This window comes from Faecalicatena contorta, from assembly GCF_022835095.1.
GTDB lineage: Bacteria > Bacillota > Clostridia > Lachnospirales > Lachnospiraceae > Faecalicatena > Faecalicatena contorta.
Map to the genome: position 1 here is coordinate 2,801,267 of NZ_BQNQ01000001.1, position 25,285 is coordinate 2,826,551.

At 47.5% G+C, this 25,285-nt stretch carries 22 protein-coding genes; 5 read left to right on the forward strand and 17 right to left on the reverse strand.

Translation table 11 applies throughout. The features are described 5' to 3' along the window. Positions 1-10 precede the first annotated feature (10 nt). A complete protein-coding gene (locus tag MWG26_RS12485) occupies positions 11-940 on the reverse strand; it encodes an ABC transporter ATP-binding protein (RefSeq protein ID WP_025657239.1) in 930 nt (309 codons plus the stop codon). Positions 941-1,246: 306 nt separating this feature from the next. On the opposite strand from MWG26_RS12485, the gene MWG26_RS12490 reads away from it, so the two are divergent. The 3 genes from MWG26_RS12490 (at position 1,247) to glgX (ending at position 5,169) form a co-directional block, all read left to right on the forward strand. Continuing rightward, a complete protein-coding gene (locus MWG26_RS12490) occupies positions 1,247-2,365 on the forward strand; it encodes a sensor histidine kinase (protein ID WP_244062729.1) in 1,119 nt (372 codons plus the stop codon). Positions 2,366-2,368: 3 nt separating this feature from the next. Then, positions 2,369-2,989 (forward strand): response regulator, encoded by a 621-nt coding sequence (locus tag MWG26_RS12495; protein WP_025657237.1) that lies wholly within the window; start codon positions 2,369-2,371, stop codon positions 2,987-2,989. A gap of 62 nt (positions 2,990-3,051) precedes the next feature. Next, complete coding sequence (gene glgX / locus MWG26_RS12500) at positions 3,052-5,169, forward strand: glycogen debranching protein GlgX (RefSeq protein ID WP_025657236.1); 2,118 nt, start codon at positions 3,052-3,054, stop codon at positions 5,167-5,169. 483 nt (positions 5,170-5,652) lie between these two features. Here glgX and dnaJ read toward each other — a convergent pair whose 3' ends face one another. From dnaJ to hrcA, 4 genes are all read right to left on the reverse strand, one after another. After that, the gene (gene dnaJ / locus MWG26_RS12505; protein ID WP_025657235.1) at positions 5,653-6,849 is read right to left on the reverse strand and encodes a molecular chaperone DnaJ; all 1,197 of its coding nucleotides are present in this window, start codon (positions 6,847-6,849) and stop codon (positions 5,653-5,655) included. Between the two features lie 136 nt (positions 6,850-6,985). Further along, the gene (gene dnaK, locus MWG26_RS12510) at positions 6,986-8,863 is read right to left on the reverse strand and encodes a molecular chaperone DnaK (RefSeq protein WP_025657234.1); all 1,878 of its coding nucleotides are present in this window, start codon (positions 8,861-8,863) and stop codon (positions 6,986-6,988) included. Between the two features lie 40 nt (positions 8,864-8,903). Then, entirely contained in the window at positions 8,904-9,605 is a 702-nt protein-coding gene (gene grpE, locus MWG26_RS12515; RefSeq protein ID WP_025657233.1) for a nucleotide exchange factor GrpE, read from the reverse strand. Between the two features lie 27 nt (positions 9,606-9,632). Beyond that, the gene (gene hrcA / locus MWG26_RS12520) at positions 9,633-10,682 is read right to left on the reverse strand and encodes a heat-inducible transcriptional repressor HrcA (RefSeq protein ID WP_025657232.1); all 1,050 of its coding nucleotides are present in this window, start codon (positions 10,680-10,682) and stop codon (positions 9,633-9,635) included. 1,526 nt (positions 10,683-12,208) lie between these two features. Between hrcA and MWG26_RS12525 the strand changes: the two genes are divergently transcribed. Both MWG26_RS12525 and MWG26_RS12530 read left to right on the forward strand, forming a co-directional pair. Then, the gene (locus tag MWG26_RS12525) at positions 12,209-12,754 is read left to right on the forward strand and encodes a chromate transporter (protein ID WP_025657231.1); all 546 of its coding nucleotides are present in this window, start codon (positions 12,209-12,211) and stop codon (positions 12,752-12,754) included. Continuing rightward, positions 12,751-13,305 carry a chromate transporter gene (locus tag MWG26_RS12530; RefSeq protein ID WP_025657230.1) on the forward strand — a complete coding sequence of 185 codons (555 nt, stop codon included), beginning with the start codon at positions 12,751-12,753 and terminating at the stop codon, positions 13,303-13,305. The genes MWG26_RS12525 and MWG26_RS12530 overlap by 4 nt, the downstream gene beginning before the upstream one ends. A 232-nt stretch (positions 13,306-13,537) precedes the next feature. Here MWG26_RS12530 and hemW read toward each other — a convergent pair whose 3' ends face one another. The 12 genes from hemW to MWG26_RS12590 form a co-directional block, all read right to left on the reverse strand. Next, positions 13,538-14,719, reverse strand: a complete 1,182-nt coding sequence (hemW, locus tag MWG26_RS12535) for a radical SAM family heme chaperone HemW (RefSeq protein ID WP_025657229.1) — start codon at positions 14,717-14,719, stop codon at positions 13,538-13,540. Between the two features lies 1 nt (position 14,720). Then, entirely contained in the window at positions 14,721-16,535 is a 1,815-nt protein-coding gene (lepA, locus tag MWG26_RS12540) for a translation elongation factor 4 (RefSeq protein WP_025657228.1), read from the reverse strand. A gap of 21 nt (positions 16,536-16,556) precedes the next feature. Then, entirely contained in the window at positions 16,557-17,546 is a 990-nt protein-coding gene (holA, locus tag MWG26_RS12545; protein WP_025657227.1) for a DNA polymerase III subunit delta, read from the reverse strand. A 321-nt stretch (positions 17,547-17,867) separates the two neighbouring features. After that, positions 17,868-18,203 carry a type II toxin-antitoxin system HicB family antitoxin gene (locus MWG26_RS12550; protein WP_244062730.1) on the reverse strand — a complete coding sequence of 112 codons (336 nt, stop codon included), beginning with the start codon at positions 18,201-18,203 and terminating at the stop codon, positions 17,868-17,870. Positions 18,204-18,214: 11 nt separating this feature from the next. Next, on the reverse strand, positions 18,215-18,469 hold the full coding sequence (locus MWG26_RS12555) for a type II toxin-antitoxin system HicA family toxin (protein WP_025657225.1): 255 nt from the start codon (positions 18,467-18,469) through the stop codon (positions 18,215-18,217). A 118-nt stretch (positions 18,470-18,587) separates the two neighbouring features. Then, the gene (locus MWG26_RS12560) at positions 18,588-19,316 is read right to left on the reverse strand and encodes a ComEC/Rec2 family competence protein (RefSeq protein WP_244062731.1); all 729 of its coding nucleotides are present in this window, start codon (positions 19,314-19,316) and stop codon (positions 18,588-18,590) included. A gap of 209 nt (positions 19,317-19,525) precedes the next feature. After that, positions 19,526-20,854 (reverse strand): ComEC/Rec2 family competence protein, encoded by a 1,329-nt coding sequence (locus MWG26_RS12565; protein ID WP_240285767.1) that lies wholly within the window; start codon positions 20,852-20,854, stop codon positions 19,526-19,528. Then, on the reverse strand, positions 20,851-21,783 hold the full coding sequence (locus MWG26_RS12570; RefSeq protein WP_025657224.1) for a GerMN domain-containing protein: 933 nt from the start codon (positions 21,781-21,783) through the stop codon (positions 20,851-20,853). The genes MWG26_RS12565 and MWG26_RS12570 overlap by 4 nt, the downstream gene beginning before the upstream one ends. 17 nt (positions 21,784-21,800) lie before the next feature. After that, positions 21,801-23,273 carry a sensor histidine kinase gene (locus tag MWG26_RS12575; protein WP_173005793.1) on the reverse strand — a complete coding sequence of 491 codons (1,473 nt, stop codon included), beginning with the start codon at positions 23,271-23,273 and terminating at the stop codon, positions 21,801-21,803. Next, entirely contained in the window at positions 23,230-23,919 is a 690-nt protein-coding gene (locus tag MWG26_RS12580; RefSeq protein ID WP_025657222.1) for a response regulator transcription factor, read from the reverse strand. Before MWG26_RS12580 ends, MWG26_RS12575 begins: the two co-directional genes overlap by 44 nt. Positions 23,920-24,012: 93 nt before the next feature. Then, positions 24,013-24,627, reverse strand: coding sequence for a helix-hairpin-helix domain-containing protein (locus MWG26_RS12585; protein WP_044927287.1), 615 nt, complete (start codon positions 24,625-24,627; stop codon positions 24,013-24,015). Between the two features lie 126 nt (positions 24,628-24,753). Continuing rightward, positions 24,754-25,185 (reverse strand): DMT family transporter, encoded by a 432-nt coding sequence (locus MWG26_RS12590; RefSeq protein WP_025657220.1) that lies wholly within the window; start codon positions 25,183-25,185, stop codon positions 24,754-24,756. Positions 25,186-25,285 lie beyond the last annotated feature (100 nt).

Here is a 25,285-nt window from a genome sequence, read left to right on the forward strand (position 1 = left end):
TGATCCCCTCCTAGTCTCTCAGCTCTTTTCCCGTGATTTCGAGGAAAACGTCATTCAGTGTCGGAAGCTCCGAGAATACCCTGCCGAATGGTATTTCATTTTCCTGTAAATAGTTCAATATACGTATCAGATTGTGTTTTGCCCCTGTGCAGCGCACGGTTAGTGTCTGTTCTTCATATTTTACATCGAACACATGGGGCAGAAGGCGGATATCCTTGATCTGTTCCGAATCAAGAGCAGCTGCCTCTATGGTAACCGTCTCCCCTGTCTTAATCATGCCCTTTAGTTCTTCTTTTGTTCCGACCGCAATGCTTCTGCCGTGATCCATAATAGCGATTTTAGTACAGATCTGTTCTACCTCCTCCATGTAATGGGATGTGTAGATGATGGTAGATCCCTGTCTGTTCAATTCCTGTATCCCCTCCAGAATCCGGTTTCTGCTCTGCGGGTCCACCGCAACAGTCGGCTCATCCATGATGATAAGGCGGGGTTTATGTGCAATGCCGCATGCAATGTTCAGACGTCTGAGCAGGCCTCCCGAAAGCTTCTTTGGCCGCATTTTTATATAGTCCTCCAGCCCCACAAAGTGAATGGCCTCCAAAACCAGCTTTTTTCTTCTCTCTCTTTCTTTCACATACAGCCCGCAGAAATAGTCGATATTTTCATAGACAGTAAGCTCATCAAAGACTGCTACATTCTGAAGGACAATTCCAATCTGCTGTTTAATACCATAATTATCAGGCCTCATCTCCTCGCCGAAAATGCTTACCGTGCCTTTGTCGTATTTTAAAAGTGCGAGCATACAGCTGATCGCCGTCGTTTTTCCGGATCCGTTTGGACCGAGCAGTCCATATATCTCCCCTTCCTCTATCTCCAGATTCAAATGATCCAGTGCCACAAGTTTTCCATAACGTTTTACCAGGTTTTCTATTTTTATCATTCCAAAGCCTCCTCTGACTTCATTTTCCTTAGCCGCTCGGCGGCCTTGTTCTTTATAGTCTCAGTATACTTTCTTTTCTTTCCTTCCGGTAGTGTCATACGTCATGATCTTCATGTGACAAATGTCACCTTCTCCTGTATACGTCCGCAGGGTATATACAGGAACGGTATCTCTTACCTGCGGAGCCTGTACCATATTAGTTACGTATCCAGCCATTTTATGATATAATGAGCGTTAGTTAGAAAAGCGTGTCTGTATATTTTCCGAACGGCAAATGGCGGTCATGAGTCTTTGATTCATGGTATAATGGAAAATATAACAGACTGTGATGATTTATCCGCACAGAAAGAGGTTCCCATGAATTTTTTCAGAGACACTGGATTATTGATTATATTTTGCTTTTTCACTTTATTTCATGATTCACCGGATATTGTTTATGTATTTGGGTTTTTAACGGCTCTGATTATCTGCTGCGCCGATTATTTTCTGGAGCTGAATAAGCTGCTCCTGCCCATCTCCCTCCTGTATCTGCTCGTATCCATACTGCTTCCTGAGCTGCTTTATTTTTATCCGGCATGTGCATATGTGCTCCTGCATCATAAGCGCTATATTCCTGTCGCTGCAGGCCTTTGCCTGTATATCTGGGCATATGGCATCCGGGAAGCAGACCTGTACCTTCTCTTTCTTGGAATCTTCGGGGTGATGCTAGCCTTTCTGCTCCAAAGAAACTCGGGAACCTATGAGCAGCTGGACAGTCTCTATAAACGGACAAGAGATGACAGTACGGAGCTGAATCTTCTTCTTACGGAAAAGAACCATGCACTGCTGGAAAAACAGGATTACGAGATCTACGCCGCCACCCTGAGGGAACGCAACCGGATTGCCCGTGAGATTCATGATAATGTCGGACATCTTCTTTCCCGCTCCATTCTCATGGTGGGGGCCCTGCGCGCCGTTCATAAGGAGCCTGCACTGTCGGAGCCGCTGGAGACCCTGGATTCTACTCTGAATTCTGCCATGAACACCATTCGCAGCAGCGTGCATGACCTCCATGATGAGGCCATAAACTTAGAAGAGGCGGTGAACAGCCTCCTCAAAGATTTTACAGCCTGCACGGTATCATTTGAATATGACATGAGCCGGGAATTACCCCGGGAAGTCAAATACTCCTTTATCAGTATTACAAAAGAGGCGCTCTCCAATATCATAAAACACAGCAATGCGACACATGTAACGATTATTATGCGTGAGCATCCGGCACTTTACCAGCTCTTAATTGAGGACAACGGAACAGCCCTTTCCCCCTCGGGTACCGGGATCGGGCTTGTCAATATGAAAGACAGGATCCAATCCCTGAAAGGCAATATACAGATTCAGACAGACAAAGGTTTTAAAATATTTATTACCATACCAAAGGAGATTTAAAGTATGAACATTTTGATCATAGACGATGATTTTCTCGTAGCAGGAGCCCTAAAAACGATACTTGAGACGCAGGAAGACTTTCATGTACCGGCCTGCGGAAGTGACGGAAGTGAGGCAGCGGCGCTGTTTAGGCAGCACCGTCCTGATGTCCTTCTCATGGATATCCGTATGAAAGATATGAACGGACTGGATGCTTCAGCGGAAATACTCCGAGAATTTCCGGAAGCAAGAATCTTGCTTCTTACCACATTTTCTGACGATGAATATATTATCAAAGCGCTGAAGCTGGGTGCAAAGGGGTACCTCCTGAAACAGGACTACCAAAATATCGTGCCTGCCATCCGGGCCGTGTATTCGGGCCAGACCGTGTTCGGAGATGCCATAGTCTCGAAGATTCCCTCACTTCTCCAGAGGCCCCCGGCCTTCGACTACGCTTCCTATGATATCAATGACAGAGAATTGGAAATCATCCGGCTCATAGCCGACGGGCTGAGCAATAAGGAGATTGCCTCTGCTCTGTATCTGAGCGAAGGAACTGTACGGAATTACCTGAGTTCTATCCTCGATAAGCTGGAGCTGAGGGACCGGACCCAGGTTGCTGTCTTTTATTATCAGCACAAATAATGCCGGCACACAAAATTACAGCCAAAATATTCTCAGCAAAAAAAAGAAAGGTTCTGATATTTATGCCATTACAGACTACCGATATGTCTCTTGTCCCCAGCGGGCAGCTGGAACCGCTTGACATGATCAGCGGTTTTCTCGTCCGTCCGGGATTTTTTAATACCTTTGGAGCAACTATCATTCCCGGAGGGGTCAATTTTACAATTCAGTCCCATAAAGCTTATTCCTGCGAACTGCTTCTCTTCCACAGGAAAGCAGAGAACCCTTTCGCAGTGATTCCCTTTCCTGAACATTATAAGATCGGGTTTGTCTATTCTATGATTGTTTTCGGGCTGGACATCGAAGATTTCGAATATGCATACAGCCTGGACGGGCCTTATGACGAGAAGAAAGGCCTTCGTTTTGATAAAACAAAGATTCTGCTGGACCCTTATGCCAGGGCCGTCACCGGCCAGAGCAAATGGGGCTGCATGAACTGCTCACAGCACGGCTACCGGGCGCGCGTTGTGCGCAATAATTTCGACTGGGGACGGGAACGCCAGCCTCAGATCCCCATGGAAGATATGATCATCTATGAGACCCACGTCAGAGGCTTTACCAAAGATGATTCCTCCCGTGTAAAACATCCCGGCACCTTCCGGGGGCTGGAAGAAAAGATCCCATACCTGAAGCAGCTCGGCATCAATACCGTGGAGCTGATGCCTATCTTTGAGTTTGATGAGATGCGCGATGCACGGCTGCTGGACAATAACCAGCTGCTGGACTACTGGGGCTACAATCCGGTCAGTTTCTTCGCCCCAAACACCAGTTACGCCTCTTCCGTGGAATATAACCAGGAGGGCAGGGAACTCAAGGAACTGATCAAAACCCTGCACGACAACGGCATTGATGTGATTCTGGATGTTGTGTTCAATCACACTGCCGAGGGCAATGAATACGGCCCCTGCTTTTGTTTTAAAGGATTTGATAATCATATTTACTACATGCTGACCCCCGATGGTTATTACTATAACTTCAGCGGCTGCGGCAATACGTTGAACTGCAACCACCCGGTCGTACAGCAGCTGATCCTGGACTGCCTGCGTTACTGGGTGACAGATTACCGTGTTGACGGATTCCGCTTCGACCTGGCGTCCATCCTCGGCCGCAGCGACGACGGCTCTCCTATCAGCCAGCCTCCGCTGCTGCGCAGCCTTGCCTTTGACCCTATTCTCGGCAATGTAAAGCTGATCGCAGAAGCCTGGGATGCGGGCGGGTTATACCAGGTAGGCTCCTTCCCATCCTGGAAGCGCTGGGCGGAATGGAACGGCAAATACCGGGATGACCTCCGCAGATTCTTAAAAGGAGATGCCTGCATGGCCAGAGCCGCCGCCATGAGAATCCTGGGTTCACCTGATCTATACGATCCGGATTCCAGAGGCCTGAATGCCTCTGTCAACTTCCTGACCTGCCATGACGGCTTCACCCTCTACGACCTGTACTCCTACAACCAGAAGCACAACGAAGCCAACGGCTGGGACAATACCGACGGAACGGATGACAACAACAGCTGGAACTGCGGTGTAGAAGGCGAAACCGACAATCCTGAGGTCAATACACTCCGTTTCCGCATGATCTGCAACGCCTGTGCGGTCTTAATGTGCAGCAGAGGAACCCCCATGTTCCTCGCTGGAGACGAGTTCGGGGATACCCGTTTTGGAAACAACAATCCCTACTGCCAGGACAATCTCATCTCCTGGCTGGACTGGCGTCTCTTAGAGAAAAACAAAGATCTCTTCCAGTTTTTCTGCTACATGACCGCCTTTCGGAAAAGCCATCCCGTAATCCGAAAGAACCTGGCTCCCAGCCGTACAGGTTTTCCGTGCACCAGTGAACACGGCCTGACCCCCTGGACACCAGACTACACTCCCGAATCCAGAACCATAGGAATCATGTTCGCCGGATACGACGAAGAAACGAAAAAAGAAGACATCGTATACCTGGCAGTGAACCCCTACTGGCGAACACTAGAACTAACCCTTCCTGAGCTCCCCCCGGATTACAGCTGGCACATAGCAGTAAACACCGGCGATTCGTCACAAATGCTTTACTATGAAAACACTGCCCCCAAGGCAACTGGAACCGTACTCCTGGGAGGCCGCTCAATCATCTGCCTGACTGCTGCTTCCCAATATCAGTAAGTCCCCCTTTCTTTGACGGCAGCTAGCCCCCGAGAGCACGAGTGACATATAAATCCTTTGATATTTAATTAAGTCCTTATTTAAAGTAGAGTTCAGTATAACCACCATTGAAACTATACCCGCCTTCGATCCCCATCCCCGCAGCGTTCCTCCCGCCTTGGACACCCCAGCTTAGTGATACCTCGGAACGGCCGTCCTCCCGGGAATCGGATATAGGGGCAGTCGGAAGCGTCTTTTGGCTGTTAGTTGGAGTTAAGGAAAAGAGAAGAAAAACCAGGGTGATTCTTGTGAGCACAAATCACAAAAATCCCTGGCCCCGGCGCGTGAAGCCATCAAGGCTTCACGTGATGTGGCCAGGTTACCCTGGTTTTTCTTCTCTTTTGCTTTACTCCAGCTTACAGTCAAAACCCGTTTCTCCGACTGCCCCTATACCCGATTCCCGGGAGGACGGCTGTTCCGAGGTTTCGTTAAGCGTCCTTCTCTTCACTCATCCAGCGCATCCTTCACCTTCCCTCTGAACCCTTTTTTCTTCCCCTTTGTAGGTTTGCTTTCCTCTTCCGGTTCCACATCCTGGTTCAGTGAATTCCCCGATAATTTATCAAACTGCTTCAATGCTTCCTTTGCCTCCGGGCTAAGTTTTTCCGGCGTCTGGATGACTAATGTCACATAATGGTCTCCCCGCACCTGAGAATTACGAAGGGACGGAACACCTTTTCCTTTTAAGCGCACTTTTGTATCTGTCTTGGTGCCTGCTTTTACGGTATACAAAACGTCCCCGTCTACGGTAGGTACTCTGATGTCCCCCCCCAGCGCTGCCTGTGCAAATGTAATCGGTACGGTTGAGAAGATATGCATATCCTGCCTCTGGAAGATCGGATGTCTGCTTACATTTACTTCTACCAGCAAATCGCCTCTCGGTCCGCCGTTAACCCCCGGCTCGCCCTTTTCCCGCAAACGGACGCTCTGCCCGCTGTCTATGCCGGCAGGCACAATTACCTTGATGCGCTTCTTGCTGGATGTATATCCCGTGCCTGAACAGGACGGACATTTTTCTTTAATGACTTTTCCTGAACCACCGCAGTTCGGACAGGTCTGGACATTCTGTACTGTGCCGAAGAAGGACTGGGATGTATAGACCACCTGGCCTTTTCCTCCGCACTTCGGACAAGTCTCAGGAGATGTGCCCGGCTTTGCCCCTGTTCCGTTACATGCTGTACATGGATCCTTTAATGCAACGTCCAATTCCTTCTCACACCCAAAGACTGCTTCCTCGAATGTAATTCTAATACTCTTGCGGATATTTGCCCCCTTCATCGGACCGTTGCTGGCCCTGCCGCCTCTGCGTCCGCCTCCGCCAAACAAATCTCCGAAAATATCACCAAATATATCACTGAAATCAGCACCGTTAAAATCAAATCCGCCGAAGCCGCCTGCTCCGCCGGCCCCACCTTCAAATGCTGCGTGTCCAAACTGGTCATACTGGCGGCGTTTATCAGGGTCGCTAAGTACTGCATACGCTTCCGATGCCTCTTTAAACCTTTTTTCGGCCTCGGCATCTCCGGGATTCATATCCGGATGGTACTTTTTGGCCAGAACTCGGTATGCCTTTTTAATTGCCGCGTCATCTGCATCCCTGCCTACGCCAAGCACCTCGTAATAATCTCTTTTTGACTCTGCCATAACACTCTACCCTTTCATCTGTCTGCTTAATTCTGCCACAAAAAGACGCTCGCAGCCTTTTTATAGACAGTTTGCAACAAAGAAATTCTACGAGGCCGCATTTCGCGGCTTCGTAGAACCTTTCTGCCAACGGATTTTATACTTCTTTATAATCTCCGTCTACTACATCATCTCCCTGGTAGCCTTCCGGCGCCGGACCTGCTTCCGGTCCCGGACCCTCTGAGAAGCCTGCTCCAGCTCCTGCACCAGCTCCTGCCTGCTCGTACATCTTTGTAAATAACTTCTGAGCGCTTTCCATCAGTTTATCCTTGGCCGCCTTGATCTCAGCAACCTGAGCGTCTGAGGTATCTTCCGGAGTAGATTTTGCAAGGATATCTTTCAATGCCTGGCAGTCAGCCTCTACGGCTGCTTTGTCTGTAGCATCCAGTTTATCGCCCACTTCCTTAATCGCTTTTTCGGTCTGGAATACCATACTGTCGGCTTCATTTCTCGTATCAATCGCCTCTTTACGTTTCTTATCCTGGCTCTCGAATTCAGCAGCTTCCTTAACTGCCTTCTGGATGTCATCATCTGACATGTTGGAGCCCGCCGTAATTGTGATGTGCTGCTCTTTGCCTGTTCCGAGGTCTTTCGCTGATACATTTACGATACCGTTTGCATCGATATCGAATGTTACTTCGATCTGCGGGATTCCACGTGGAGCCGGCGGAATTCCATCCAGCCTGAACTGTCCGAGAGACTTGTTGTCTCTTGCGAACTGTCTCTCTCCCTGTACAACATTGATATCAACTGCTGTCTGATTATCTGCAGCTGTGGAGAAGATCTGGCTCTTCTTTGTAGGAATTGTTGTATTTCTTTCGATCAGTCTTGTTGCTACGCCTCCCATTGTCTCGATAGAAAGTGACAGTGGTGTAACATCCAGCAGGAGGATATCGCCTGCGCCTGCGTCTCCGGCCAGCTTGCCGCCCTGTACAGAAGCGCCGAGTGCAACACACTCGTCCGGATTCAGAGACTTACTTGGCTCTTTGCCTGTCAGACGTTTCACTTCTTCCTGAACTGCAGGAATACGAGTGGAACCACCAACCAGCAGTACCTGGCCCAGCTCAGATGCGGAGATGCCTGCATCTGACAGCGCGCGTCTTACCGGTTCCGCTGTCTTTTCAACAAGATCATGTGTCAGTTCATCGAACTTCGCTCTTGTCAGGTTCATATCGAAATGCTTCGGTCCTTCAGATGTAGCTGTGATGAACGGAAGGTTGATATTGGTTGTTGTTGCGGATGAAAGCTCTTTTTTCGCCTTCTCAGCGGCTTCTTTCAGTCTCTGAAGAGCCATCTTATCCCCGGATAAGTCTACGCCCTCTTTTGATTTGAAGTCAGCCAGCATATAATCTGTAATCTTCTGGTCAAAATCGTCTCCGCCGAGTCTGTTATTTCCTGCTGTAGATAATACTTCGATAACTCCGTCTCCAATTTCAATGATTGATACGTCGAATGTACCGCCGCCAAGATCGTATACCATGATCTTCTGCTCTTTTTCATTGTCCAGGCCGTATGCAAGCGCTGCTGCTGTAGGCTCGTTAATGATGCGCTTCACGTCCAGCCCTGCGATCTTTCCTGCATCCTTTGTTGCCTGGCGCTGTGCATCGTTAAAGTAAGCCGGTACGGTGATAACTGCTTCCGTTACTTTTTCTCCAAGATATCCTTCTGCATCCGCTTTCATTTTCTGAAGAATCATAGCAGAAATCTCCTGTGGAGAATACTTTTTGTCATCGATTGTTACTTTGTAATCGGTTCCCATCTCTCTTTTAATGGAAGAGATTGTTTTGTCTGCATTTGTTACTGCCTGACGTTTTGCAGGTTCTCCCACAAGACGCTCTCCTGTCTTTGTAAATGCTACTACGGACGGAGTTGTTCTTGCACCCTCTGTATTTGCGATGACAGTCGGCTGTCCACCTTCCATAACAGCTACGCAGCTGTTTGTTGTACCTAAGTCAATACCAATTATTTTGCCCATAATCATTTCCTCCTAAAATATTTTGATTTTGAATGAGAAATTAGTTTGCTACTTTTACCATACTATGTCTCACTACACTGTCGCGGTATGTGTATCCTTTTTGGAACTCCTCGGCTACGATATTCTCGCCAAGTTCTTCGTCCTCCACATGCATGACTGCATTATGGAAGTCCGGGTTAAATTCGTTTCCAACCGCCTCGATCGGTTTCACGCCAACCTCTTCTAGTGTAGTCATCAGCTGTTTATAAATCTTTTCCATTCCCTCTGCAAAAGGATTGGACTGTTCTTCCTCCGGCACAGCTGCCAGGCCGCGTTCAAAATTATCCACGACCGGAAGAATCTTTTCTATGATATCTTTCGCACCTATCTCGTACATCTGGGATTTCTCCTTTTCTGTACGCTTGCGGAAGTTATCAAACTCTGCCATTTGACGGGTAAGCCTGTCAGTCAGTTCTTCGATCTTCTCGTCTTTTTTATCTTTTTTATTCTTTCTGCCGAAGCGCTTCTTTTCTTTAACGGATTTGTCTTCTTCATCCTCAGCCGCATCCGGTTCTTCATTATCTTCGGCTTCTTCCGCGTCCTCACCGCTTTCTGTGCATTCTGTTTCTTCCTGTACGTCCTCGCAAGCTTCCGGCCCGGCTTCGGACTCAGACTGGTTTTCGTCTCTTTCTTTTTCCGCTTCCTTTGCGGCCTTGGCCTTGGCTTCCTCTACGGCTTCTCTTACCATATCTTCTTTGCTCATCTTCTCTTCCACCAGCTATTCACCTTCCTATTCTTTTGGGTCTTTGTAATAAATTGCATCCAACTCATTCTGCAGAGTCTTCAGCGTCTTCATGACATGTTCATAATCCATACGCTTTGGACCTATAATACCTATAGTACCCTTCATGCCCTCGCCCAATTCGTAGGTTGCTGTCACAACACTGCAGTCTTTCATGGTCTTCACCGGTGCTTCATCTCCAATGTATACCTGAATTCCATGATTATCTTCACTGGCCAGTGTCTCGGTAACGAGATCGGCCAATTGCTGCTTTTCTTCAAATGCACTGATAATTTCCTGTGCGCTCTGCTTATCGCTAAGCTCCGGATACTTAAAAATATTCGTGGCACCGCTGGTATAAATCTCCATATCATCATCCACATGGATGATTTCTGCCACAGCATCCAGAACATCACTGATCACCTGGCTGTGAATCCCAGCCTGTTCCTTCAGCCTTGCGATCAGGCCGAGGTTAATCTCTTCTATGGACATCCCGTTCAGGGTCGTATTCAGCAGCATATTCAGCTTTAGCAGAGTCTCACTACTTAAAGTTTCACCGACATCAATAATTTTATTCTTGATGACGTTGCCTCCCATCACGATCACTGCCACAATCTGTTCTTCATCCACCTGTGAAAGCTGGATAAACTTCAATGTGTTCCTGCTGTTGACCGGAGCCGAAACCATAGTCGCATAATTTGTATTCGCTGCAAGAACTTTGGCTGCCTGCTGCAATATCTTGTCAACTTTGTCTGTCTTCTCCAGCATTGTATTCCTCAGTTCCGTGATCTCCTGCTCTTTCTCCTCCATCAGCATATCCACATACAACCGATAGCCTTTGTCTGAAGGAATGCGCCCTGCAGACGTGTGAGGCTGGAATATGTATCCCAGATCCTCCAGATCTGCCATCTCGTTTCGAATGGTGGCTGAACTCAGATTCAATTCCGTATATTTCGAAAGGGTTCTGGAACCTACCGGTTCGCCTGTTTCCAGATAATTCCGGATAATTGCTTTTAATATCACTAACTTCCTGTCAGTCATTTCAGTAACTGCTGCCATATCCGGACCCTCCTTTCTGATTCAGCCTTCTCGCTTATTAGCACTCTTTACTTTTGAGTGCTAACACCTTACGTATACTAAGATAGCACCATGAATAATTTTTGTCAACAGTCTTTATATATTTTTTATACAAAATCGGGATATAGTTAACGAGCTTTAGACCTCGTTGACGGACGGCGGACGCGAATGACGAGGTGAGTCCGGGAGCTGGCGGGGCAATGTCTGCTGGTGAAATGTCCTGACACTTCGCGAAGAAGCTGTTGAAGAAAACGGAACGGGAAGGGAGGTACATGCCGCATTTGGCCCGAATGCCGATGCATTCGCGCCGCAGGCGGCATCAGAATTTGCCTGGTAAGGCAAATTCTGCCCTCCCTTCCCGTTCCGTTTTCTTCAACAGCTTCTAATCGCTCGCTTTATGGACTTTTCACCAGCAGACATTGCCCCGCCAGCTCCCGGACTCACCTCGTCATTCGCTGTTGCATCCAAACGGTAGTTAAGAGCTCATTCCCCAGAGGGGCCCTCGTACGGTAGCAACGGATGGAACAGAATTGGTGATTCGTTTATATAAGTGTAAGTGTTAGATCGCCTTGTTACCCGTAAATATACTGGATTTAAAAGATTGTATGGTTCATTAATAAAAAAACATATGGAGTTACACACGATAATCGTTACTAAATAAATAGATTTCTTCAAAAACAGTCCCAAAGCTCCCATACATAAAAGCCTTAAAATCCATTTAATCAAGATGCATGTTACGCATAGCCAATTCCATCCGCCTCCCCGGCCTCCCTGTCATAAAGCTGGCTCATCCAATCGGCTGGAAAGCTCGCCAACCGGGTGGGATCCCGGACCAGGGCAGCGGATGTGGATTGGCTATGCGTATCTTTTCATCTTTAAGATGTGTATTGAATTATTTTGATACTGGAACCGTATCCCATCGCTTATGTACACCTACTGGGGACATAAAAGTCCCGCCAATTCAATACCATACGCTGCCCCCGCTTGAGGCATCTCCTTAGAAACGAGCTTTTTCCTGCCGGCCGGATGCGCCAGCTCCATGAAGGGATAGCCGAAAACCTCCCGGAGAACATCCATGTCCTTTCAAAAACGCTCAAAGCGGACCTTAGAAATTCTTGGTGGGAAACAGCCCGGAAAATGGAGAGATTTTTGGATTCCGAATCCAAAAATCAGCTGACCCAGCGCGAGAAATCATCGGATTTCTCGTGATGTGTCAGTGGTGCTCCATTTTCAGGGCTGTTTCCCGCCTAGAATTTCTTAGGTCCGCGGCCGCGTTTTTGAAAGGACATGGATGTTCTCCGGGAGGTTTTCGGCTATCCCTTTATGGAGCGCCCCCATCCGCGCCGAGACTAAAGCTCGTCACTAAATCCCGATTTTACAAAGGTTTGATTGAATCTTTTTATGAGAAGTCGTAGAATATATAAAATGATATGTTTTTACTAATTAGGAAGGAAAACACTTTCGGATATAAAGTGCCGGAGGGGTGTTTTTGTAATAGGAGGATTCTTATGAAGAAATTATGGGAATTGTATGCGACTTTTTTTCGTGTAGGAGGGCTTACTTTTGGAGGCGGCATGGCTATGCTGCCTATGTTGAAACGTGAGGTTGTGCTGAAAAAGAAATGGGCTACAGATGAGGAGATTCTGGATATCTATGCTATTGGGCAGTGTACTCCGGGTATTATTGCGGTTAATACCTCCACTTATATCGGATATCAACAGGCTGGCGTTCCGGGAGCTGTTTTTGGTACTTTGGGAATGGTAAGCCCTTCTGTTATTATTATCTGTCTGATAGCCAGTATTTTGAGCCGTTTTATGGACATTCCGGTCGTTCTGCATGCACTGGCCGGCATTCGGATTGCAGTTTGCGCCCTGATGATCAATACCGTTATCTCGCTGGCCAGATCAGGCATCCGTGATAAGCTTGGCCTGCTAATTTTCCTCGCTGGTTTTCTACTCGCCACATTCTCTCCGGTTCCTACTATTATACTGGTCATTTGTGCCGCCGGGACCGGCATCATTGTAAATATACTGAAGGAGAAAAAACGATCATGATCTATCTCACCTTATTTATAGAATTCTTTAAAATCGGGCTTTTTTCTATCGGCGGAGGAATGGCAACCGTGCCTTTTTTAATGGAGCTGACCCAAAAATATACATGGTTTACGAAAACGGAACTGGCAAATATGATAGCAATTAGTGAAAGTACCCCCGGCCCGATCGGAATTAACATGGCAACCTATGCAGGCTTTCATGCAGGGGGAATTCCCGGAGCGCTGACTGCAACCATCGGCCTAATCTGTCCTGCCCTCATTGTCATAATCATCATAGCCAAATTCATGTCCAACTTCAGCGAAAACAAATACGTCAAATCCGCCTTTTACGGAATCCGTCCCATGATAGCCGCACTGATCGGATACGCCGTATGGCAGATTGTCCGTATAACATTCGCCGACGCCAGCAAAGAAATCCTCTCACTCAACTATACCGCCATCCTGATCGGATTTGTCATCTTCACACTGCTGCAGATCAAACCACTCAAAAACATCCATCCCCTCATATGGATAATAGCAGGAGCGGTGGCAGGAGTTATTGTATTGAAATAGTGGTATGCTGCAAACTTCCCCCAATCATTAAAGCAGCTTTACCAACATCGCCTTTCAATACCGAACCTCTCCCCAACTCAATCCGCCGCCTCCCCAGAAATCCCCCTGGTAATTTTTCTCCCGCCCTGATGCGCCCAGCCATCGAGGAGCTAGATGCACCAGCGGCATGCGGGAAGGCTTATGCCGCTGGTGCATCTAGCTCCTCGATGGCGCCCCCACAGCCACAAAAAAATTACCCCATAAATTCCAAAAACACCAAATTACTGACATCGATCCCTCTTTCTGTCAGCCGGATACGATCTCCCGACATTTCCAACAGCCCGCTATCCATCAATTTTTTCATTTGTGTCCCATAAACATCAAATATACTCTGTCTATAGAGTTCTTCAAACCCGGAAATTGAAATTCCTTTAGTCTTTCTTAACCCAAGAAACATGAATTCTTCTATCTCGTCTTTAACCGACAGTTGTTCCACGTCCTCTTTTATGTCCGCTTTCTCCTGTACTTTTTGTATATAGGATCGAATATTACCCGTATTGTGATATCTGCTCCTGCCAATAAGGGAGGAGGCACCCAGACCGATTCCCAGGTATTCTTTTCTCTCCCAGTAGCCCAGATTATGGCGGCAGGCATATCCTTCTTTTGCATAGTTGGAGATTTCGTACCTCTGATAGCCATACTCTGACAGAATCTCTGCTGTCATCTCGTAGATTTTTCTTTCTGCGTCTTCATCTGGCAGCGGCGGCGCTGTATTTTCTGCTGCATGGCTTTCCGTCAGACCTTGTCCGGCATTTCCCCCATATCTTTCATAAAAAGGCGTTCCCGCCTCTATCATCAGGCTATAGGCGGAGATATGCTCCGGATCCAGCCTTGCGACTTTGGTGAGCGTCTTTTTCCAGCTCGCCTCTGTCTGTCCGGGGATGGCTGAGATCAGGTCGATATTAATGTTATCAAAACCCTGTTTTCTGGCCAGATCGTAGGTTGTGAGAAACTCTTCCCACGTATGGATTCTTCCAAGCATCTTCAGCTCTTCGTTATCCGCGGACTGAAGTCCGATGCTCAGACGGTTAATACCGGCCGCTTTCCAGGCTTTCAGCTTCTCTTTTGTTACGGTTCCTGGATTGGCCTCGATTGTGACTTCCGCATTCTCTGCAATCTGGAAACTTTGATGCAGGGCGTCAAATATTACTATAACCTGATCTCCCGTCAGCAGGGAGGGAGTCCCGCCTCCCATAAATATCGTCGTGACCTGGTACGGCTCATGGTATGCTTCATATCCCTGTATTTCGCAAAGCAGCGCATTCACATACTCCTGCTTTGCGTCCTCATCCGCAGGCGCAGAGAGAAAGTCGCAGTATGCACATTTTTTCACGCAGAAAGGGATATGCAGGTACAGCTCCAGTTCTTTCTTCATATTACTTATCATCCAATTTCAGCACGCTCATGAATGCCTTCTGCGGTATCTCGACGCTGCCAACCTGACGCATGCGCTTCTTTCCTTCCTTCTGCTTTTCCAGAAGCTTTTTCTTACGGGAAATATCGCCGCCGTAGCATTTTGCGAGCACATCCTTACGCATTGCCCTGACGGTCTCACGGGCGATGATCTTGCTGCCAACGGCTGCCTGGATCGGAATCTCAAACAGTTGGCGCGGTATCTCTTCTTTCAGCTTCTCGCACATCTTTCTGCCTCTCTCGTATGCGGTGCTTCCATGTACGATGAAGGAAAGGGCGTCTACCTCTTCTTTATTAATCAGGATATCCAGTTTCACAAGTTCCGACTGCACGTATCCCAGCATCTCGTAATCAAAGGATGCATATCCCCTGGATCGTGACTTCAAGGCATCGAAAAAGTCATAGATGATCTCATTGAGCGGCAGATGATAGTGCAGTACCGCACGCTTCTCTTCGATATATTCCATTCCCTGGTATTCTCCGCGGCGCTCCTGGCATAAGTCCATGATTGCGCCGATAAATTCGGAAGTCACCATGATCTCCGCTTTTACGATTGGCTCCTCCATGTATTCGATCTCCGCAGGATCCGGAAGGTTTGTCGGATTCGTCAGATCAATGATATCTCCGTTGGTTTTGTGTACCTTGTAAATAACGCTGGGGGCCGTGGTCACCAGATCCAGGTTGTATTCCCGCTCCAGACGCTCCTGAATAATCTCCAGATGCAGTAATCCCAGGAAGCCACAGCGGAAACCAAATCCCAGCGCAACAGAGGTCTCCGCCTCGAACTGCAGGGCCGCATCATTGAGTTGAAGCTTTTCCAGCGCATCCCGCAGATCCGGGTACTTCGCTCCGTCCGCCGGATACATTCCGCAGTAGACCATTGGATTTACTTTTTTATATCCCGGCAGCGGCTCCTCGCAGGGTCTCTCCGCATTGGTCACCGTATCTCCCACACGGGTATCTTTAACATTTTTCAGGCTGGCCGTAATATAGCCTACCATTCCGGCGCTCAGTTCTTCACAGGGAATAAACTGTCCTGCGCCGAAATATCCAACCTCCACAACTTCTGCCGTGGCTCCGGTAGCCATCATACGGATCGGTGTACCTTTCCTTACGCTTCCCTCTTTTACCCGGCAGAAAACGATTACACCCTTATAAGAATCGTAAAGAGAGTCAAATATCAGTGCCTGAAGAGGCGCCGAAGCATCTCCCTCCGGCGCTGGAATCTTCTCCACGATCTGCTCTAGCACCTCTTCCACATTCAATCCGGTCTTTGCCGAAATCAGCGGCGCGTCCTCGGCGTCAATGCCGATCACGTCTTCTATTTCTTCTTTTACCCGCTCCGCATCCGCACTTGGAAGGTCGATCTTGTTGATGACCGGCATGACATCCAGGTCATGATCCAGCGCGAGGTATACATTGGCCAGCGTCTGGGCCTCCACGCCCTGTGCGGCATCCACCACCAGGATCGCACCGTCGCACGCCGCAAGGCTTCTGGACACCTCGTAGTTAAAATCCACATGCCCGGGCGTATCTATCAGGTTGAGGATATACTCCTCCCCATCCTTTGCTTTATAGACAGTACGCACGGTCTGTGCCTTGATGGTAATCCCGCGTTCCCTTTCCAGATCCATATTATCAAGCACCTGGGATTGCATCTCACGGCTTGTCAGCAGTCCTGTCATTTCGATGATCCGGTCCGCCAAAGTAGATTTTCCATGATCGATATGTGCTATGATACAAAAATTACGAATTTTACTCTGATCTATTACTGACACTTTTATTCCTCCAACCTTTCTTTATCTCTTTGACACGGAAGAGTATTTTACAATAAACAGCTCAACCGCCAGTACATCCGTCAGACGCCCTGTTTTCACGCGTTCTTCAATATCCGCACTGTCCTCCATAATTGCGCGGAGTTCGCTGCTTCTGAAGTGTTTTGCCTGATCCATGTATTTGCCCGCAGCAAAAGGATGCAGGCCTGCCTTGGATGCGATTTCTTTTCTGCCATACCCCTTCTTTAGCAGATCCTTAACCTGGTGCAGAATCCGATACTGCCGGGTCATCAGATACAGAATCCGCATTGGAGGTTCTTTCAGAGCTACCAATTCATAGTAAAGCTCCAGCGCCCGCTCCTGCCTCTTATCCGCCACTGCATTGACCATATCAAAAATATGGTTGGAAATCTGCGTCACACATACCGCGTCCACATCTTCCGGCAGAATGCTGTCTTTCTCCAGTGTATAGCAGAATAGTTTTTCCAGTTCCTTCTGTATATTCCCCATATCTGTACCGACTTTATTCAACAGATAGGTCACTGTAGACTCTGATATCTGCTTATTCTCCTTGCGCACCATCCCCAGAATCCACTTTTTCAGCGTCGACTCATCCTGAAACGGCAGCTCTGCAATATGCCCTTTCGCCTTCACTGCTTTAAACAGCTTGCTGCGCTTGTCCACTTCATTTTCTACGAAAATAAAAAATGTAGTATCCGGCATATCCTTAATATAATCGGCCAGATCTGCCCCCGCACTCTTAAAGAATCCGGTGTTTTCGAATACCAGCAGCCGGCGCTCAGCAAAGAACGGCAGAGTTTCAGCCAGATCAATGACCTCCCTGACATCTACGCCTTTCCCTTCATAATAAGCGTAATTCATCGTATCCCCGTTCGGGAGCATTGCCTTCGTAAACCGATCCTTATACTGCTTCTTCAGATAATTTTCTTCCCCGTAGAGAAGATATATCTGCCTGAATTGTCCTGTTTTTAAATCTTCATTTAAACTCTTCATAACGTATCTATTATATAGGAAAGTTCTCGATTATGCAAAATATTTTCCGGCATATTGTAAAATAAATGTAACGGACGTTACTATGCACGGCCATAGGCCGTGCATAATAACTAGTATAACTCAAAGTAAATAGCACAATGTTTCGCCGGTCTGATTTCCCGAAAGCACAGATGCAAAAGCCTCAGCGTAGCCCCACTACGCCTGCGTATTTGCATCTGCACTCTCGAAGAATTATACGCAGCGAACCATCATGCTATTTACTTTGATCTATACTAGCGGACTGTAACAGTTTAGGCCCGCCTGAACCTTTACACGGACTTGTTATTTATGAAACGATGTGCCGGCATATAATGAAATTGCCTTTTCGACTAGTGCATTCAGGGAAATTCCTTCGTTCGCTGCGCGCAACGACGCTTCTCTATGAAGCTCCGGGGCGATCCGTATGTTAAAACTCCCCTTATAGCTCTTATCCGGAGCAATGTGTTTACTTTCACAGTCTTTCAGATATTCATCTACCATTTCCTGAAAAGACGCTCTTAATTCCTGCACACTCTCGCCTTCAAAGGTAACCAGTCCTTTGATACCAAGTACCTTCCCATGAAAGCATTGATCCTCATCTGAATATTCAATCGTACCATAATATTCTTTATATTTCATGCAGTTACCCATCACAATTCCTCCTTGCTTAATAAGCGAATCAGCTCTCTTAAAACATATTTTTTGACGATGTTTCCCGGATGCGGCCTATGTATATAGATGGGGACCCCTAACTCCCTGTTATAATACTTTACAGCTGAGCCGCTGGTTTTCCCGGTTTCTACTTCCCGGAACCCAAAATATTTTAGGAGCTGTCTTAGCTCATCGTATGTAAAATCACTGGGAACCGTATATAGACGCTTTATTAATTTATTTTTCTTACTCATTATTTCCTCCTTTATTATATAATAATGCAGCTGTATTTGCAACTATTTTTTAGTCGCAAAAATCATTAAATCCTTATCATTTTTTTAATAGTTTATAGATGTTCTCCAGTTTCTATATTCAACGGCGAAACGTTCTCAAATAGGCCTCAATCTCTGCGCTTTCTCCATCGGTCGCCAGCATTACCGCACCGCATTCCTGTGTACCGTATATTCTGCTCCCTGTCTCTTCCAGCTTTTCTATCGTCTCTTTGTGGGGATGCCCGTACCGGTTATCAATCCCTGATGATATCCAGGCGGTAACGGGCAGTGTCTGTTCAAGAAATGCCCTGGAACTGGAATTTTTAGACCCATGGTGCGCCACTTTCAGCACGTCATACCGGCGGAGCCCTCCCTGTTCCAGAAGTTTTTCTCCTTCCCCCTCCACGTCTCCGGTAAACAACATATCAAAATCTCCGTATTCTGCCTCCAACACCATGGATGCGGCGTTCCCGGTCTCCCCCTTGTACGCTGCTGCCGGTGCTTTGCAGGACAATTGAAAATTTCCTTCTGTCATTCTGTCGCCCACATCCATCACTACGACTCTCGTATTGTTTTCCGCTGCTTTTACTGCCAGCTTTTTCAGCGCATCGTCCTGTACTCTATCCGGCGGCAGAACCAGATTTCGGATGCGGATTCCCAGACGCTGGTTCTCCAGCAGTTCCTCGATTCCGCTCATATGGTCTGTGTCTCCATGAGAGATAAAGACATAATCCAGCGTTTTTACGCCCTGGGATTTTAAAAAGGGCTCGATCCTGTATTTACCTACATCGGAAACATCGCTGCTCCCTCCATCTATAAAATACTGCATCCCCTGCGGCCCTTTTATGTACAAGCCTTCCCCCTGCCCCACGTCAAGCATAGTAATCCGAAGGGTTCCTCTGGTATGATAGGTCCGCATACATGTGATAAATAATGTGCCGCAAAGGAATAAGAGCCCTGCGCCCCCCATTAGCTTTATGCGGGAGGATATCACGAACGGTAAAGACGCGCGGGATGTCCCCTTTTCTTTTATTGTTTTCAGCCGGTATCCGACAGACAAAACAAAAATAAGAGAATATAGTAAATAACCATCCACCCTTTTTCCGGCTGCCCCGATACAATCCTGCTTACCGGTAATTCCATACTGGCTGAACAAGCTTTTTCGTATAAAAACAGGACCCCCTTACAGACCTGCAGCAGCACTGCGCCTGCCCGTACGGATACAATGGCCGCCAGGGAGCCGATCACACCGCTTCCCAGCACCAGGGACATCAGAGGAATTACAAGAAGATTCAGGATAACGGAATACATAGGGAATTCAAAATAGAAATACAACATAACCGGCAGCAATGTAAGATTGACAGATAGACTTGCAAGGAAGCTGCTGAAGATTTTCCGACCTTTCTTTCCCCGCAAAAAACAGGATTCAAGACACGGATTGACGGCGGTAATTCCCAACAGCGCGCCGAAGGAAAGCAGAAAACCTGCGTCCAGAAGAAAAAGAGGCTGCCATGCCACGATCACTGCTGCCGCAAGCGACAGGCTGGTCGGCATATCGTAGTCTCTTCCGGTTATATCTGCACCCATTCTGACAAAATACATGACAAACGCCCGGATACTGGATACCCCGCAGCCGATCATCAGTGTATAGGACAGTAAGAAACAAATTCCAATCCCTCCGGCTATGCTAAAAGGCAGACCGGCTCTGCGCAATAATTTATACAGCCCGATGCCTAAAAAGGACATATGCAAACCTGAAATGGCGAGCGCATGCCCGATTCCGCTTTTCTGATATAGTTCTTTCAGCTCACTGTCCAGTCCGCTTTTGTCGCCCAGAAGCATAGCGCTCATAGTGTTCCCGTAGTATTCTCCCATGCATTCGATCAGGAGCGTCTTCCATCGCTCCCTGAGCACCGCCAGATTTTCCCGTATCCGATATTCTTCTGCATCCAGTATTTTTACGTCGTTCGCCCATACGGATACATGGATCCCCTGCTTGCGGTAATAAAATTTCTGATCAAAATTCCCCGGATTTCTGGCTTCTTGGAAGACCTCCGCCGTCCCTGTGATCTGTATTTGGTTCCCGATTGCTGTGTGATGTTCTGTTTGGATATAAACAAGAATTTTTGATTCCTGAAAGATTTGATTCTTCAGATGGACAAGATTGTCCTTAAGATATAATACTCTGCAGTTTGGTTTCTCTTCCCTGCGATAGATTGTCCCATCCAGCACGACTTTTTCTTTGCCGCCGATCCCGGACTCCAGCCGGGTGGGTTTCCAGTCCGGTGCTATATGAAACCCGCCCGCCAGGACAGTCTGTATTCCGAGAAAAAGAACTGCTGCCGCACATAGTGGCCTTTTTATCATTCTTCCTCCGCATTTTCTACCCAGCCCATATCCCGCTGCAGTGGCTGGGTCAAATCAACCGCATCCTTGTAAGATATGTTCTTTTCTCCGTTTACCGTAATCTGCACTTTACTCGCCGTTGTCCCCTCTACAAGAGAGTTTACTATGGAATAAATGGTGATCTCCGGTTTGACATCCACTCCCCCTGTCAAGAATTCATCATCCAGATTCACATAACAGATCCCGTCTTTTATTGTCACCCCGAGAAGGCTGACGGCCGGATTAATTGTGGGATATCCTGCATTCTTTTTCGGTCCCTTCATTAGCTTTTCCACGATCAACTTCTCTTTCGACATATTGCTGCTGTATTTTACGTCCATATGCTGCTCTGTCAGTTTATCACCTGTCTCATTTGCGAAGTATAGTGTCAGCGTGCCCGTTTGATAAGAGTTCAGTGAGGAGCCGGTGTTCTGCACAAAATCGTCTTCATTCTGATATCCCAGAATCTGTCCTTCACTGTCCCTCAGATCCTCACCGTCCACTGAAATCCAGAGAACACTGATTCCTTCAATCCGGATCAGAGACTGAACCACTGCCGCCCTCACCAGCTTTTCCTCAAGCGGCGGAATATCCGTATAACGCCCGTTGAAATCGAGATACAGAAGTTCCCCTTCCAGCTTACAGGTATTCACTTTTACCCCTTTTGGTATCGGCGCGGTATAATCAATATCTTCGGACGGCTTCGCCAGTTCTTTCAGCATTGCTTCTGCCGCCTGGAGCGGGTCATTGCTTTTAACCTCATAATTCACTTTTATCAGGCCTGTCCGATCCCCATTCAGACAATAGATAAAGGAACTGTCATCTTTCACTGCCGTCCGCTTTGAACATGCAGACAGAAGGAGAAGCAGGCAGAAACAGACGGTTAACAGGCCTGCAATTCTTCTTTTCATATTGGTACTGCCTCCTTCTAAGCAACATAGGTCAGCGGGATCCGTACCGTGAATGTCGTCCCCTCACCCTCGCTGCTGTATACTTTGATGGATCCCCGGTGCATAATGATTGCGTTTCTTGTAATGGCAAGTCCCAGGCCGGTACCGCCCATCTCCCGTGAATGGGACTTATCCACCCGGTAAAAACGCTCAAATATATGCTGCTGATCCTGTTCCGGGATACCGATCCCTGAATCCGCAACTTTTACATAGAAATATTTGTGGTCAGCATTAAGAGAGACATGAACCCATCCCTCTTCATGGTTGTATTTAATTGCATTCTCCACCAGATTAGAAATTGCCAGAGTAAGCTTTACCTCGTCAATCTCTGCCGTAACCGGACGGAAACTTTCCAGAACCACCTCAACATTCTTCTTTTCTGCAATCGGCTTGAGCCTCTTCAGAATCAGTTCCATCAGTTCGTTGATATTAACCGTATTAATATTCAGATTCTTGGCAGTCTTGTCCATCTTTACCAGAGACAAAAGGTCAGCAATAATATCATTCTCTCTGTCAATCTCTTTCGCAATGTCCCCCATGAACTCCTGATATAATTCGATCGGAACCTCTTCCTGCGACAGAAGGGAATCTGCCAGTACCTTCATGGATGTCAGCGGCGTACGCAGCTCATGTGATACGTTGGATACAAACTCTTCCCTGGATTCATCCAGCTGCTTCAGCCGCCCAAGCATCTTGTTAAAAGCTTCGGAGAGCTGCTTGGTCTCGGTAAATGTATTCACATGGAGTACTTCATCGTCATACCCTTCGGACACATCCGCAATAGATGCTGTGATCCTTCGCAGCGGTCTTACAATCAGATCCGCAATAAACAGGCTCAGTCCCAGCATCAGTATGAAAACGATTCCCAGAATAGCGCTTCCTTTTGTGCTCAGAATCTTCAGGCTGTCTTCAATCGTATCTGTCGATACACTGGCCAGCATGACGCCCGATATCTCTTCCGTATCCCCCGCCATAATCGGCGAGGTCACTTCTATGTACCGGTTCGCTTTATCATAATAATTCGTACTGCTGCCTTTCATACAGCGGATGACATCTTCGGATACGATTGTCTTCCCTTCATCCAGGCTGTAGGTGTCCTTTACGACACGCAGCTCTTTATCTACAATCATTACCCGCCCATTATATATATTCGTTAACTGCGTCAAACTTGCATTGATAACCTCGGATGAAGTATCCGCCAGATAATTATAGCTGTTCAGCTGATTGCTTAGAATTGTACATTGATTTTGTATATCCGCGGTTCTAAGGGATACTGCACGCGCCTCGTATGCCTTGATTATCCCCCTGTATGCTGCAGCACAGGGCACAATAGACACAGCAAGAAGCAGCAGTATAATACAGAACCGCAGGCTCTTTAGAAATTTACTATTTAGATTAAAATGAAAATCACCCCTGGAAATAATAACCAACTCCCCACTTTGTATGTACATATTTTGGCTCGCTCGGATTCTTCTCGATCTTCTCACGCAGGCGTCTGATATGCACATCCACTGTTCTTGCATCTCCCGGATAATCATATCCCCATATCAAATTCAGCAGATTCTCTCTGCTGTATACCTTATTTGGATTCATTGCCAGCAGTTCCAGTACATCGAATTCCTTCGCCGTCAGATTGATCTCCCGTTCACCGATGAACACTCTCCTGCTCTCGCAGTCAATCCGCATGGCCCCTTTTATAATGACCGTACTGCCTGCAGGCTCTTCCCGCTTCGCCGTTCGTCTCATAATGGCCTTTATACGCGCCTTCACTTCCAGGATGTTGAAAGGCTTTGTAATATAATCATCCGCCCCATACTCCAGGCCGAGAATCTTGTCCATGTCTTCACTCTTGGCTGTCAGCATGACAACCGGCATGTCGGAGAACTCCCTGATCTGCTGGCATACCTGAAAGCCGTCCAGCTTCGGAAGCATGACATCCAGGAGAACCAGATCATACTCGCAGTTTCTGGCGTATTCCAGGGCCTCCTCGCCGTCATAGGCACAGTCCACTTCCATGCCGTCTTGTTCCAGGCTGAAACGGATCCCCTTGACTATTAATTTTTCATCATCCACTACTAAGATCTTCTTTTCGCTCATACTCCTCTTTCCCTTACTCCCGCACGCTGAAGATCCGTTCATCCACCATGCCCGTAGACCATAAAAACCTCACGGGCCGAGTGGACAAATACCTCAGCTTACTACTCTGTCTTTTATTTTATTAAATACTCCCTCTTTGATTCCCTCAACCTGCATCAGCTCTTCCACGGTCTGAAATCCGCCGTTTGCCTCCCGGTAGGAAATAATACTGTCAGCTTTGGCATCTCCAATGCCGGGCAGTGTCTTGAGTTCCTCTTTTGCAGCCGTATTAATATTTATCTTTCCCTGGTTGTCCGTTCCTGTTACTTGTGCCGTCTGGCCGTCTACAATCCCTTTTTCCAGTTCCTCCGCCGTCGGTATATAAATGCGCTCCCCATCCGTTACTGTACTGGCCTGGTTTAAAGCTTCCCCTGCTGCTGCATCATTCAAGCCGCCTGCCAGTGCAATCGCCTCATATACCCGCGCATCACCGGCTAATTCATATACCCCCGGAGCATTCACGGCGCCGCATACATAAACGAATACCGTACCGGGATCTTCCCGCTGTACGGCATCTTCTGATGCCTCTTCTGCCTCACCCTTTTCCTGCTCCAGTTCCAACTCCGATAAAGAATCTGTTCTTTCTCTTGCGCATCCTGACGCCAACACTCCTGCGGTACAGGCCGCCAAGAAAAATACACAGAACTTTTTAACCAATCTGTCCTTCATAATTCCCTCACAGTCTTCGTGCTGTTTGAGAATCCCCTCGCCGGACATTAATATTGTAACGAATAATAGTTTAAATTACAATACATATTTTTACGTTTTTGTTACATCTTTATTAAGCCAATGCAGTTATTCCCACTGGAAGATCGCAATTCCGATCAGCGCAAGGGCAAGTCCGCCAATTTTTCTCCAGTCCAGCGGCTCCTTATCCACCCCAAACAGTCCCAGCAGCTCAATCACATATGCAACAATCAGCTGTGCAATAACAATCAAAAGGGCCGCTTTTGCAGGGCCCAGTGCAGACATACTTTTTATGACCGTCCAGGTAATACCTGCACCAATCACGCCTCCCAGCAGCATATATTTAGGCTCTACCTTTGCAATCGCCGTTATACTGTCGCGGCCTGTGATAAACCATGCAACCGCACATACCAAAAAAGCGGACAGCTGTACCCAGGCATTGCCGACCCACATTCCCGTCGTCTTTGTTACCTGTGTGTTAAATACCCCCTGAACGCTCATCAATGCACCTGACAGCAGTGCAATAAAAAAACCAATCATATCCTCATACCTCCTGCAGTTTTTCTTCTGCTTTTCTATAGTATGTCCTCAATGAATGGTTTTTATTTCGAGTATGTTATTATTTTCCGTGGTATAGGAA